This is a genomic window from Abyssisolibacter sp. ZYX002, from assembly GCF_056892235.1.
On the sequence record NZ_JARMXH010000005.1, the window covers coordinates 1 to 13,934 of the forward strand.

Annotated in this window: 12 protein-coding genes; 4 read left to right on the top strand and 8 right to left on the bottom strand. The window is 30.2% G+C overall.

The features are described from left to right. Positions 1-489: 489 nt before the first annotated feature. The 4 genes from P3X86_RS14495 to P3X86_RS14510 are packed head-to-tail and all read left to right on the top strand — an operon-like array spanning position 490 to position 4,591. Positions 490-969, top strand: coding sequence for a DUF4358 domain-containing protein (locus P3X86_RS14495; protein ID WP_483293431.1), 480 nt, complete (start codon positions 490-492; stop codon positions 967-969). 19 nt (positions 970-988) lie between these two features. Beyond that, positions 989-1,972 (top strand): GDSL-type esterase/lipase family protein, encoded by a 984-nt coding sequence (locus P3X86_RS14500; RefSeq protein ID WP_483293432.1) that lies wholly within the window; start codon positions 989-991, stop codon positions 1,970-1,972. Positions 1,973-2,002: 30 nt separating this feature from the next. Further along, a complete protein-coding gene (locus P3X86_RS14505; protein ID WP_483293433.1) occupies positions 2,003-3,418 on the top strand; it encodes an MBOAT family O-acyltransferase in 1,416 nt (471 codons plus the stop codon). A gap of 18 nt (positions 3,419-3,436) precedes the next feature. Further along, positions 3,437-4,591: a DHHW family protein gene (locus P3X86_RS14510; protein ID WP_483293434.1), complete on the top strand. Its 1,155-nt coding sequence runs from the start codon at positions 3,437-3,439 to the stop codon at positions 4,589-4,591. A 213-nt stretch (positions 4,592-4,804) separates the two neighbouring features. Here the strand turns inward: P3X86_RS14510 and P3X86_RS14515 are convergent, their stop codons facing one another. From P3X86_RS14515 to dusB, 8 genes are all read right to left on the bottom strand, one after another. Then, positions 4,805-5,758, bottom strand: a complete 954-nt coding sequence (locus tag P3X86_RS14515) for an ABC transporter ATP-binding protein (RefSeq protein ID WP_483293435.1) — start codon at positions 5,756-5,758, stop codon at positions 4,805-4,807. Further along, complete coding sequence (locus tag P3X86_RS14520) at positions 5,758-6,813, bottom strand: ABC transporter ATP-binding protein (protein WP_483293436.1); 1,056 nt, start codon at positions 6,811-6,813, stop codon at positions 5,758-5,760. The genes P3X86_RS14515 and P3X86_RS14520 overlap by 1 nt, the downstream gene beginning before the upstream one ends. Before the next feature lie 12 nt (positions 6,814-6,825). After that, the gene (locus P3X86_RS14525; protein ID WP_483293437.1) at positions 6,826-7,752 is read right to left on the bottom strand and encodes an ABC transporter permease; all 927 of its coding nucleotides are present in this window, start codon (positions 7,750-7,752) and stop codon (positions 6,826-6,828) included. 16 nt (positions 7,753-7,768) lie between these two features. Then, entirely contained in the window at positions 7,769-8,701 is a 933-nt protein-coding gene (locus P3X86_RS14530) for an ABC transporter permease (RefSeq protein ID WP_483293438.1), read from the bottom strand. 133 nt (positions 8,702-8,834) lie between these two features. Continuing rightward, positions 8,835-10,580 (bottom strand): peptide ABC transporter substrate-binding protein, encoded by a 1,746-nt coding sequence (locus tag P3X86_RS14535; protein WP_483293439.1) that lies wholly within the window; start codon positions 10,578-10,580, stop codon positions 8,835-8,837. Between the two features lie 254 nt (positions 10,581-10,834). Next, positions 10,835-12,280, bottom strand: a complete 1,446-nt coding sequence (gene lysS, locus P3X86_RS14540) for a lysine--tRNA ligase (protein ID WP_483293725.1) — start codon at positions 12,278-12,280, stop codon at positions 10,835-10,837. A gap of 40 nt (positions 12,281-12,320) precedes the next feature. After that, positions 12,321-12,797 carry a transcription elongation factor GreA gene (gene greA / locus P3X86_RS14545; RefSeq protein WP_483293440.1) on the bottom strand — a complete coding sequence of 159 codons (477 nt, stop codon included), beginning with the start codon at positions 12,795-12,797 and terminating at the stop codon, positions 12,321-12,323. Positions 12,798-12,964: 167 nt separating this feature from the next. Further along, positions 12,965-13,933: a tRNA dihydrouridine synthase DusB gene (gene dusB / locus P3X86_RS14550; protein WP_483293441.1), complete on the bottom strand. Its 969-nt coding sequence runs from the start codon at positions 13,931-13,933 to the stop codon at positions 12,965-12,967. Between the last annotated feature and the right edge of the window lies 1 nt (position 13,934).

Consider the following 13,934-nt stretch of genomic DNA (forward strand, 5'->3'; position numbering starts at 1 on the left):
CGGCATCTTTCCTGTTCATTGCCGACTTTTATAAGTCTATCATGTTTGAATCACTTTGTCAATAGTTTTTATAAAAGTTTTTCGTTTTTTCTTTGTCGTAAATTTGTTTTTCTTTTTTGCGACAAGTGATAGTATACCAGCTATTTCTTAGTGAGTCAATAGTTTTTGATAAATTTTTTAATAAATATATTTTTAAAAAAGGAAAAAGTAGATATTATCAACTACAACCTTACTTTATTTTTATTGAATTTTGTTTATAGACTTTAATTCATTTAGTGCTAACATTAAAATACTTCTGGTTCTATTATTGGTTGTAATCATCTTGCCATGTTATTGTTAAACTCACTTCTCTAAATTACAATTTGATATAAGTTATTTTACCTTGAAACTTTTAAAGGTATTTATACATCTAAAAATTAGCTAGCAAAAGAATTGTACGTACACTTTCTTTATAAAAATCAGATTACATCAATGTAGGAGGAGATTTTAATGAGAAATAAAAAAACAATATTAAGTATTATATTTATGACAATGTTATTGGGTATTCTTACTGGATGCTTTAGCAGTGATAGAATTAAAGATTTTGATATGCAAGGTCTTGCCACCAAACTTTTATGTGACATAGATTTTAAAGACTCTTTAAATAAAACTCAAGATCATGTTGTATACAATCTATATATGCTTGAAGGTAAAGATATATCTTCTTGCGTAGTTTATACTAGTTCTGCTGCAACGGTTGAAGAAATTGCAATTTTTAAAGCAAGTAGCTCTCAAAGTAAAACTAATATTGAAGAAGCTATAAAAACTAGAATAAAAGATCAAAAAGATGCTTTTTCAACATATAATCCTTCAGAAATAAAAAAATTAGAGGATTATACTCTTGTTTTAAAAGGAGATTATGTGATTTTATGTATTTCTGATGAAAGTAATAAAGCATTGAATATTATAAATGATTATATTACTAACTAAAACAGTAGGAGGTTAAGAGATGTATTATGACGTACAAAAAAGCAAGAGAAATATCAGGAGAAGAAAACCTAGGAAAAGAACTCGAAAACTACTATTTTTATTCAAATGTATATTTGTTATATCAGCTCTACTGTTTATATCAAGTTCTTTTTTATCAAGTAAAAATTCAAATGTTTCGCAAGCAAGTAATGTTTTGAAAGATAAAATATCATCTACTCTTCCTGAGATTAAAGATGTAAATTTAAAAGTCAATAATGTTTCTGGTAAAAATAACGAAGGAGTTGAGAACAACGAAAAAAGTAACAATGTAACATCTGATGATATTAATTCTAATAAAAAAGAAGTTCATGATGTACCTGTCCTAAAAAATAACGGCAATTATGATTATAGTAAGAAAGTTTCTTTAAATAATTCTGTAGATGATTCGTATTTTGAAAAAACATTATTTATAGGAAATTCGAGAACTGAAGGATTATTCCTTTATTCATCTCCTAAAGGAGCAACTTTTTATACCCATGAAGGTTTGTTAGTAAGCAATGCCTTAACTAAAAAAATTATAAGGTCTAAAGGTAAAAAAACAAAGATCTCGATTAGTAACGCTTTATCAGCAAACAAAAACAGATTTGAAAATATATATGTAATGTTTGGAACTAATGAGTTGGGCTGGATATACACAAGTACTTTTATTGATCGCTATAAACAACTTATAAACGAATTGAAAAAATATAACCCTAAGGCGAATATATATATTCAATCTATTTTACCTGTAACTAGTAAGAAATCAAATTCTAATAAAATATATACAAATCAAAACATTATAAAATTTAATTGCGAAATTTTAAAAATGTGTAAAGATATCAATGCGTATTATTTGGATACATTTGAAAGTGTCGCAAATTCAAAAGGGGCTTTACCTGATGAAGCATCTGTAGATGGTGTACATTTGATTAAAAAATATACTGATTTATGGCTTGATTATATAAAAACTCATACTGTAATGTAGTAAAAAATTAATGAATGGGTAGGACATATTATGGTTTTTAGTAGCATAACTTTTTTATTTTATTTTTTACCAATGGCATTAATATTGTATTATGTATCTCCTAAGCAGATACGGAATTTTGTGTTATTTATTGTAAGTTTGTTTTTTTATGCGTGGGGTGAACCTAAGTACATAATTCTTATGTTACTTTCAACAATAGTAGATTATACAAACGGAATATTAATAGATAACGCTTTTAGCAAAGGTAAAAATCGTCAAGCAAAGTTGTTTTTAATTTTTTCTATAGTGATAAATCTTGGTTTACTATGTATATTTAAATATTTAAATTTTTTAATTGCTAATGTAAATAATATTTTTGGACTGTCTAAAGGGTTTTGTAAAATTGTACTTCCTATAGGAATTTCATTTTATACTTTTCAAACTATGTCCTATACGATTGATGTATATAAAAGAAAAGTTCCAGTCCAAAAAAATATTGTTTCTTTCGGAGCATATGTAACACTTTTTCCACAACTCATTGCCGGCCCAATTGTAAGATATAGTAGCATATCTGATCAAATTAACAATCGACGAGTTACTATTAATAAATTTTCTAGTGGTGTTAATAGATTCATAATAGGGCTTGCTAAAAAAGTATTACTAGCAAATAATATTGGATATCTTTTTGATACAATTTCAAACCAAGACTTGCATCAACTATCTGTAGCAACTTCTTGGCTAGGGATAATAGCTTATACTTTTCAAATATATTTTGATTTCTCAGGATATTCAGATATGGCAATTGGACTTGGTAAAATGTTTGGTTTTGATTTTCCTGAAAATTTCAATTATCCTTATATATCAAAGAGTATAACTGAATTTTGGTCAAGATGGCATATTTCTTTGAGTTCTTGGTTTAAGGAATATGTTTATATTCCTCTTGGTGGAAATAGAAAAGGATTATTTATGCAAATTAGAAATATATCTTTAGTATGGATGCTGACTGGTATTTGGCATGGTGCTAGCTGGAATTTCATTATATGGGGAATTTACTATGCTTTATTGTTAATTATTGAAAAGTGCTTTTTATCATCTATACTTTGTAAATTACCAAAATTATTTTCACATATGTATGCTATGTTTTTTGTAATCATAGGATGGTGCATATTTGCTTTTGATGACATTCTTATAATGAAACATTATCTTATAACTATGTTTGGATTAAATAATGCTGTATTGATAGACAAATATTTCTTATATTTGATGTCATCTAACATAGTACTCATTATAATACTATGTATATCATCAACCAACTATCCAAGGCATGCTTTTAACCAATTATTTAGTGAAAAAACACAATTTGGATTTATTGTTATTAAAAATATATATATATTTCTTATTTTACTTTTATCTATATCTTATATAGTTGAAGCATCGTATAATCCTTTTTTGTATTTTAGATTTTGATATTGATCGGAGGTAAAAATGAATGAAAAAAAAGTAGCTTGGATAACTTCAGTAATTTTTCTTATAATTATCTACGGTTTATCTATTTGTACTATCCTAATAGATAAAAAAAATTATTCCGAGAATGAAAATAGGTATCTAAGGAAATTACCCTTATTTAACATTGATAGATTAATTAATAATGATTTAACTAATAAATATGATGAATACTTTAATGATCATTTTATATTTAGAGATCATTGGACTAAGCTAAAGGTCACTATTGATTATTTAGCTTGTAAAAAAGAAAGTAATGGAGTTTATTTATCTAAGGATTATTTAGCCGAAGATATTAAAGATAATGGTAAAAACTATAGTATTGAAAATACTAGTGAAATTATTAGGTTTGCTAATAAATTTAATAATACATCAAATATTTACTTTACATTAATACCATCAACATGTGAAATTCAGAATTTTAAGCTCCCAAAGTATGCTGTTACTTTTAATCAACTTGATTTTATAAATAGAGTATATAAAAAAACTCAATCATCAATAAAGAATGTAAACATATACAATAACTTATTATTAAACAAAAAAGATTATATCTATTATAGAACAGACCATCATTGGACTTTAGATGGCGCTTATATTGCTTATAAAAAGATGGCTCAAGTTATGGGTATTAATCCTATTTCATACGATAATCTAGATATAAGGACTATAACTAAGGATTTTAAAGGTTCTTTGCTTTCAAAATGTGGTTTTGACTATGTAAAATACGATGAAATAAAGGCTTTAAATAACAATAATATAGATAAATTCATCGTCTACAATGGTAAGTCTAAAACTACTTATAAAAGTATATATTTTAAAGATTTTTTAGATAAAAAAGATAAATACTCCTATTTCTTAGGAGTAAATCAACCAAAGGTTGTAATAAAGATGAATAATGCCAAGCATTATAATAGAAAACTGCTTATTTTTAAAGACTCCTATTCTCATTGCTTAGCGCCATTTTTAAGTTATTCTTATGATGAAATTACATTGCTAGATATGAGATATATAAATATGGATATTACTAAGTTAATAAACATATCTGATTATGATGATATTTTATTTATGTATAGTATTGATGTGTTTCTAAATACTAAAAATACTTCTAAATTATCTTACTCAAATTACGATAATTAAATACTAACTCTTAAAAGGGACTGTAATGATAGCCCCTCAGACTGTAGAAAAAAGCCCAATTTCAGCGTTGTTGTTAAAATTTCCGTTGCTCACTTATCTCTAAGTAAGCTCTGCTACTCAATTTTAACACGCCTTGAAATTGAACTTTTACTAAAGTCTACTATCTTGATAACTTTGTCATCAATCTAATGGCTGTAATGATAGCCCCTTTTTTTAAAATAAATGACATGCTACAAAATGATCCTTTTCTACTTCTTTCAATTTAGGTGGAATCTCTCTGCATTTCTTTGATACATACTTACACCTCTCTGAGAATTTACACCAAGGCTTAGGATTTATAGGGCTTGGCACTTCGCCCTCAAGTTTTATTACTTTTTTGTTTTCTTCTATATCTGGATCTGGTATTGGAATTGCTGAAATAAGCGCTTTTGTATATGGATGTAATGGATTACTGTATAATTTCTTACTTGATGTTATCTCCATTAATGCGCCAAGGTACATAACTCCTACTCTATCAGATATGTGTTTTACCATAGATAAATCATGTGCTATAAATAAATAAGTCAATCCAAAATCTTTTTGAAGCTTTATTAAAAGGTTTACTATCTGTGCTTGTATTGAAACATCTAGTGCTGAAATTGGTTCGTCACATACTATGCATTTTGGTTCTACTGCAAGCGCTCTAGCTATGCCTATACGTTGCCTTTGTCCTCCTGAAAATTCATGTGGAAATCTCTGAAAGTGCTCTTTGTTAAGTCCAACCAACTCTAATAATTTATACGCTCTATCGTTTTTGTTTTTCGCTGTAAGCTCAGGATAATGCACTTCTAATCCTTCTAATATTATGCTTCCTACTGTCATTCTAGGATTTAATGAAGCATATGGATCTTGAAATATCATCTGCATATCTTTTTTAAATGATTTTAAATTTGCTTTATTTAGTTTATGGATATCTTCGCCATTAAATTTTACAATTCCATCTGTTGCTGAATACAGCCTTGCTATCGTTCTACCACATGTAGTTTTACCACAACCTGACTCTCCTACTAAACCTAATGTCTCTCCTTTTTTTATTGAAAAACTCACATCGTCAACTGCTTTAAGTATTTTGTTCTTTCTTATTCTAAAATACTTTTTGAGATTTTTTACCTCCACGAGATTTTCCACTATATTTCACCTCCTGCCATTTTTGGAATGTTGACTTTAGGAGCTTTGCTATGCTTTAGCCAACATCTAACTAAATGTGAATCGCTAATCTGAGTTATATCTGGCAATTCTTCTCTGCATATAGGCATACAATATTCACATCTAGTAATAAAAGGGCATCCTTTTGGTGGTTTTAACAAATCTGGAGGTGTCCCTTTTAATGAATATAAACTTGCTTTGTTTTTTATATCTAATCTAGGCACTGATCTTAATAATGCCCATGTATATGGGTGCTGAGGATTGTAAAATATATCTCTTTTTGTGCCTCTTTCTATTATTTTTCCTGCATACATTACTGCTATTCTATCTGATGCATTTGCTACTACTCCTAAATCATGTGTTACTAGAATCACCGACATATTAGATTTCTTTTGTAAATCTTTTATTAAATCCATAATTTGTGCTTGTATTGTAACATCTAATGCTGTTGTAGGTTCATCTGCTATTAATATTCTTGGATTACAGGCTAATGCTATGGCTATCATAGCCCGTTGCCTCATTCCACCTGAAAATTGATGTGGATATTCTTTTGCTCTTTTTTCTGGATTAGGTATGTTGACTGCTTTTAAAAGCTCAACTGCTTTTTTCCTACATTCTTTTTTATTATATTTTGTATGCATCATAAGACTTTCAGCTATTTGATCACCTACTTTCATTGTAGGATTTAGCGAAGTCATTGAATCTTGGAATATCATACTTATATCTTCACCACGAAGCTGTTTTAATCTTTTTTTATTCATTTTTACTATTTCTTCACACATAGTCTTTTTTTTGTTAGTACCAACTATATTAGTATATAGGTTTATTTCTGAACCTTCTTTTATCTCTCCTGGTGGCATTGAAATGAGCTTCATTAGTGATTTTGCTGTAACTGTCTTTCCACACCCTGATTCTCCAACTATCGCAAGGGTTTCACCTTCATATAGTTTAAAGCTAATTCCTCGAACTGCCTGAACTTCTCCTATATAAGTATGAAATGAAACTCTCAAATTTTTTACTTCTAGAATTCTATCCATAAATAACTCTCCTTATTGACGTAGTTTTGGATCTAATGCATCTCTAAGCCCATCTCCTAATAATGAGAAGGATAGCATAGTTAAACTAATTAACAATGCTGGTATGAATAACTGATAGGGATAAAACATTAGATTTCCTCTTGCTGTTGATACTAACATACCCCAGCTTGTATTAGGTGATTGTACTCCTAATCCTAAGAAACTAAGAAATGCCTCTGCAAATATGAATGCTGGTACATCGAATGTTATTGCAACAATAATTACTCCCATCGTATTAGGTATAAGATGTTTTCTAATTATGTTAAACGGACTAACTCCCAATGCTCTAGCTGCCATAATATATTCACGTTCTTTTAGTTGCAATATCTGACCACGCACAAGCCTAGCCATGCCACACCATCCTGTTATAGTCAATGCAATTATTAATGAGATTAATCCACTTTTATTGAATGTCATTTTTATTATTATTACTACGATTAGATATGGAACACTTGATAAAACCTCTACTATTCTCATCATTATTGTATCTACTTTGCCACCAAAATAACCTGCTATGCCTCCGTACAAGCAACCAACTACTGTATCTATAAAGGCTCCTATTAAACCTATTAGTATCGATATTCTTCCTGCTTTCCATGCTCTAGCAAATAAATCTCTTCCCAAGTGATCCGTTCCAAAATAGTGCTCTGTAGATGGATTTAAGTTTCTAATAGATGTTTCTACATTATCATAAGTATAAGTGGTTAAACTTGGCCCAATGATTGTCATTATACTTATTATTAAAAGTATACATATTGAAATCATTGCTATTTTATTCTTCTTTAATCTCCTCCATGCATCTTGCCAGTAGGTTATATTGGGCCTACTTATCTCTTCATCATTTAAGTCTTCACACCCAATTATTTTAAATTTATCTAAATCTATTGATTGATTTTTCATGATTTATCTTCTCCTTTTATATTTTTTCTTTACCCAATCTGATTCTAGGGTCTATAAATCCATATAATATATCAATTATTAATATGGCTGAAATATATAAAAGTGTGAAAAAGTTTGTTTGCCCAAGCACCATTGTATAGTCATTGTTATTTATTGATGTCACGTAGTTAAATCCAAATCCAGGTATCCCAAATATGCTTTCTATTACAAATGAGCCTATAAATATGCCTGCTATTTGCACACCAAGTATTGTTATTGCTGGTAACATCGCATTTCTAATAACATGCTTCCACACTAATCTTATGCCAGTTACTCCTTTAGCCTTTGCTGTTAATAGATAATCTTGGTTTAATATATCTAATACATTTGCTCGCATATATCTTGCATATACTGCTATTGATCCAAAACATAACGCTATTGTTGGTAGTATTGTATGTTTAAAGCTCCCCCATCCTATTGTAGGTAACCATCTATAAACTACTGTATACCTGTATTGCAGGAATGAGGCTAATACAAAGCTTGGAATTGATATTCCTAATACTGCTAAGATCATTATGATATAATCAGGCCAAGTGTTCCGCATATATGCAGCTAGTATACCAAATATTATTCCAAGCGAAACTCCAACTATTAATGCTTGTATACCTAATCTTGCTGATACAGGAGAATATGTTTTGATTATTTCTGTTACGCTTCTTCCTGGATAACATAATGATTCTCCTAAGTCCCCTTTTAATAATTGCTTAATATATCTATAGTACTGAACATGTAAAGGTTGATCTAACCCATATTTGGCGTAATAATTTGCTTTAATTTGTTCAGGTAATTTTCTCCCCATTACGGATAATGGATCTCCTGGTTTTAAGTGTACTAATAAAAATGTGATACTAACAACTAGATATATTGTTATGAACATGTATACAATCCTCTTTGCAACATATTTTAACATATGAAGATCGCTGACTTTTTATTGCCCATATTAAACTATTAGCAAGCCAACGATTCACACCCCCTTATTTATATGGTGTTGTGTCAGATTTTTTTTGAGGCTGTCTATAATATATGACAGCCTCTTTCATTAATTATTTTTTACCTTGTACATATGCATATTTAAAATCTGTTGTTCCAAATAATGGGCTCATCAAGTTTTTGAGGTATTTTGCTCTAAATGTATTTCTATTTCTAAATACTGTTGGAGCAATTACAGCATCCTCATACAAGAGTATTTTCTCTGCTTTTTTAAAGTACTCTAATCTTTTTGATGAATCCATTTCGTTTTGAGCCTTTGCTATGAGCTCGTCGTATTCTTCATTTACCCAACCTGTAGGACATACTAATGCTGTCGATACAAACATGTCTAGGAATGTCATAGGATCATTGTAATCTCCAAACCATCCCATTCCTGCTATCTGGTACTCCATATCGTCTGTCAGTTTTTGGAACATATCCCATTTAACATATTTTGCATCCATGTTTATGCCAAGCTTTTTCTTATACATTTGTTGCATATATTCTGCATATGTTCTATCCCAATCATCTGTACCAGACATCAACATTGTAACGGTATGCTTTGAAGGATCAGGGTCTAATCCTAACTCCTCTAATCCTTTTATTAATAACTCTTTTGGATCTGGATTTTCATCGATTATCATTTTTATTGGTTCTTCTTTGTTAAGAGTTCTGTATTCTTGATCTCCTAATTGTAATGATGGTGCCACCCATGAATATGCTGCTGTATATAATCCATGGAATATTACATCTGCCATGTCTTCTCTTGTTATTGACGTTGAGAATGCTTTCCTTATATTTGCATTTTTGAACAACTCATCGTTCTGGTTATAAAATTGATAATTTGTTGAAGGATCATAGCCTTTGATGTTTACAAATCTGCCTTCTTTTTCAAACTTATCAATCCACTCTGTCTTAGTTACTCCACATGAATCTAATGTTCCGTTGAATAGTGCATTGTATCTAGCATCGGAATCTGATATAATCTTATAATTTAATCTTTCTAATTTTACTACATCGGCTTCCCAATACGCATCATTTTTAGCTAGTGATATCTCACTATTGTGTACCCATTTATCAAGTTTAAATGGCCCACAACTTATAAAATATTCAGCTTCTGATCCATATTTATCTCCGTATTTTTCTACTATGTCCTTACGTTGTGGTAGCATAGTTTTGAAATATGTCAATTGCTCAAAGTATGGACAAGGCCCTTTTAATGTAAATTGTAATGTCTTATTGTCTATTGCCTTCACTCCTACTTCATCAGCACTTGCCTTTCCAGCGTTATACTCGTTTGCACCCTTTATTGGAGCAAGTAAGAACGCATAACCAGATGCAGTTTCTGGTGCAAGCACTCTTTTTATTCCGTATTCAAAATCATGTGCTGTTACCGCTTTACCATCTTCCCAATTAAAATCTCTTAAATGAAAAGTCCAAACTATACCATCTTCACTCACTTCCCATTTTTCTGCTCCTGCTGACTTTATGATGTCATTTCCGTTTTCATCTTGCTCTATTCTTGTCAAGTTTTCCATTACTCCTGTAAATACTGCCGATGAATACACATCTGTGCTTTTTGCTGGATCTAAAGTCTTTGGCTCTAGTAATGATACGTTGATAATTTGCTCATCATCTAGCTCTGTTTTTTCTGTTTCATCTTTCTGTTTGTCACCCTCTGATTCTGACAATTTTCCATCTACCTTAGTTTCATTTTCTTTTACATTTTGTGGCTCATCATCTTTGTTTGAACATCCCACAATAAATGCACTAAGAGATAGAACTACAACTAATAACAACGCTAACAGTTTCTTAGTCAAGTAAAATACCCCCTTCAAATTATTTTTTGGTATATGGTTTTATGATAAATTATTGGATGTAATTTTCTATAATGAATTGAAAAGCTATTATTTAAATTATATGAATCATGCAGGGTAAATTATGTTTATTTATATTGTTATAATTTGTTAACATCTATTTACTAAATGAATAATTTGTTATACTAAACTAATTCTTAATAAAAAAACCACCTCAAGACATATCTCTTGAAATGGTTTTGCTTTCTTCTAATATTTTATTTTATTGGTTTCATTGTAGGAAATAATAGTACGTCTCTTATTGATGTCTGATTAGTCATAATCATTATTAGTCTATCCACACCAATTCCTAGTCCACCAGTTGGTGGCAGTCCTACTTCTAATGCATTTATAAAATCTAAATCCATCATATGAGCTTCATCATCACCTGCTTCTCTTTGCTTAAGTTGATCTTCAAATCTACTCTTTTGATCTATTGGATCATTAAGCTCTGAGAATGCATTGGCTATTTCCCACGTATTTGCAAACGCTTCAAATCTATGGGTTCTCCTTGGATCTAATGGATCTTTCTTTGATAGTGGAGAAATTTCTACTGGATGATGTGTTATAAATGTTGGTTGTTTTAAATGTTTTTCTCCATATTCTTCAAATAATTCACTTATTATATGCCCTCTTGTCATATTTGGCTTGACTTCTATGCCTTTTTCTTTTGCTACTTTAACAGCTTCCTCTAGTGTATCAATTTCTGAAAAATTAACTCCTGCATACTTTAAAACAGCTTCTTCCATAGTCATTCTATTCCAAGGAGGTGTAAAGTCTATTTTTTCACCTTGATACTCTACTACAGTAGTTCCTAAAGCCTTCTCGCATGCATAAGCTACTAAGTTCTCTGTAATAGTCATCATATCTTCGTAGTCTGCATATGCCTCGTATAACTCTATTGCAGTATATTCTGGATTGTGTTTTACTGACATTCCTTCATTTCTAAACATTCTTCCCATTTCATATACTTTTTCAAATCCACCTACTATTAGTCTTTTTAGATACAATTCATTTGCTATTCTCAAATACATATCTATGTCTAGGGTATTGTGATGAGTTATGAACGGTTTTGCTGCCGCTCCACCTGCTATTGTATTTAGTATAGGAGTATCTACTTCTAAATACCCTTTGTTATCTAAATATTCTTTTATTGCTTTTATTATTTTTGATCTTAACATAAACGTTTTCTTAACTTCAGGGTTAACAATTAAGTCCACATATCTCTGTCTATATCTTAAATCATGATCTTTTAATCCATGCCACTTTTCAGGCAATATCTGTAATGATTTTGAAAGTAATACTACATTGTTTGCTTTTATTGATATTTCACCTTTTTTTGTTTTAAATACTTCTCCTTTTACTCCTATTATATCTCCTATATCATATGTTTTTAGTAGTTCGTAATCCTCTTCTCCTACTAAATCTTTTTTTGCATACATCTGTACGCGTCCTTCTCCGTCTTGAATATCGTAAAAGCCAACTTTACCTTGACCTCTTTTTGACATAATTCTTCCTGCTACGCTTACTTCTTGCCCTTCTAGTTCTTCAAATCTATTTTGAATATCTGCACTTTTATGTGAAATATCATATTTTTCGTTTATAAAAGGATCTTTCCCTATTTCTCTAAGATGTTCTAACTTTTGTCTTCTCATTACTAACATTTCGTTAAGATTATTTTCATTAGTGCTCACTTTATTCCTCCTATCTGCTGATATCTAATATTTTATACTCTATTACTCCGTCTGGCACTTGAACTTCTACGCTATCACCTTTTCTTCTACCTATTAGTGCTTCTCCTACTGGGGATTCATTAGATATTTTTGCATCATATGGATCTGCTTCAGCCGAACCAACTATAGTATATTCTATCTCTTCATCAAATTCCATATCTTTTACTAGAACTTTTGAACCTACTCCTACTACTTCTACCGAAATTTGATTATCATCAATTACTTCCGCATTTGCAAGCATATTTTCTAGTTTAAATATACGTTCTTCTACTTGTGCTTGTTCATTTTTTGCTTCATCATATTCTGAATTCTCACTGATATCTCCAAACGCAAGTGCTGTCTTTATTCTTTCTGATACTTCTTTTCTCTTTTTGGTTTTTAGATAATCTAACTCATCTTCAACCTTTTTTAATCCTTCAATTGTTAAAATTACTTGCTTTTCAGCCACTTACTCTCTCTCCCTTGCTATAATTTTAAGAAACAAAACCAAAAGGTTTTGTTATTATCTTCAATTTACAAACTTTACCTTTATTTTATGTTGATTATTATATTTTAGTTACTCGTTGTTGTCAATAGTAATAAATCCATCAATTACTCTAGAACATATATTTTATTCTATTTTATTCCTTCTAAAAACACTCTTAAAGCTTTTATCATATCGTCTTTATTGTTATATGTGTTTATTTTTCCTCTAAGCTCTGCAGAATTTTTCATTCCTTTTGTATACCATCCTATATGCTTTCTCATTTCTTTTACTGCTATGTCTTCTCTTTTTACTGTACATAGTAGCTTCAAATGTCTTATTGCCATATCTATCTTTTCCCCATCTGTCGGCTGTGGTAAATGCTTTCCTCTGAATAAAGCAAGTATCCTACTAAAAATCCAAGGATTTCCTCTGCATCCTCTACCTATCATAACAGCATCACAATTGGTTTGATTAATCATTCTAAGTGCATCTTGTGGCTCAAATATATCACCATTTCCAATCACAGGTATGCTGACTGCTTTTTTTACTTCTTTTATTATGTCCCAGTTTGCTGTTCCACTATAAAATTGCTCTCTCGTTCTTCCATGAACTGCTACAGCCGATGCTCCTGCCTGCTCTATAGTTTTAGCCACCTCTACTGCGTTTATGCTATTAGCATCCCATCCTGTTCTTATTTTTACTGTTATAGGTTTACTTGAAACATCAACTAAAGATTTAACAATATCTTTTATTTGCTCTGGTTTTTTTAATAGTGCACTACCATCACCATTTTTAACTACTTTAGGTACTGGACAACCCATATTGACATCTATTATGTCTATATCTTCTCTTTTGTTAAGCTTAGTATATACTATTTCACTCATTATTTTAGGATCTGATCCAAAGATTTGAGCTGCTATAGGCCTCTCTTTATCATTTGTAATCAGTAATTCTTCTGTTTTTTTATCGTTATAATACATACCCTTACAGCTTACCATTTCGCTATAAACTAGACCAGCTCCTTGTTCTTTACATAATATTCTAAATGGCATATCTGTAATTCCTGCTAAAGGAGCTAAGAAGACATTATTGGTTATTTCTATATTGCCAATTTTCATT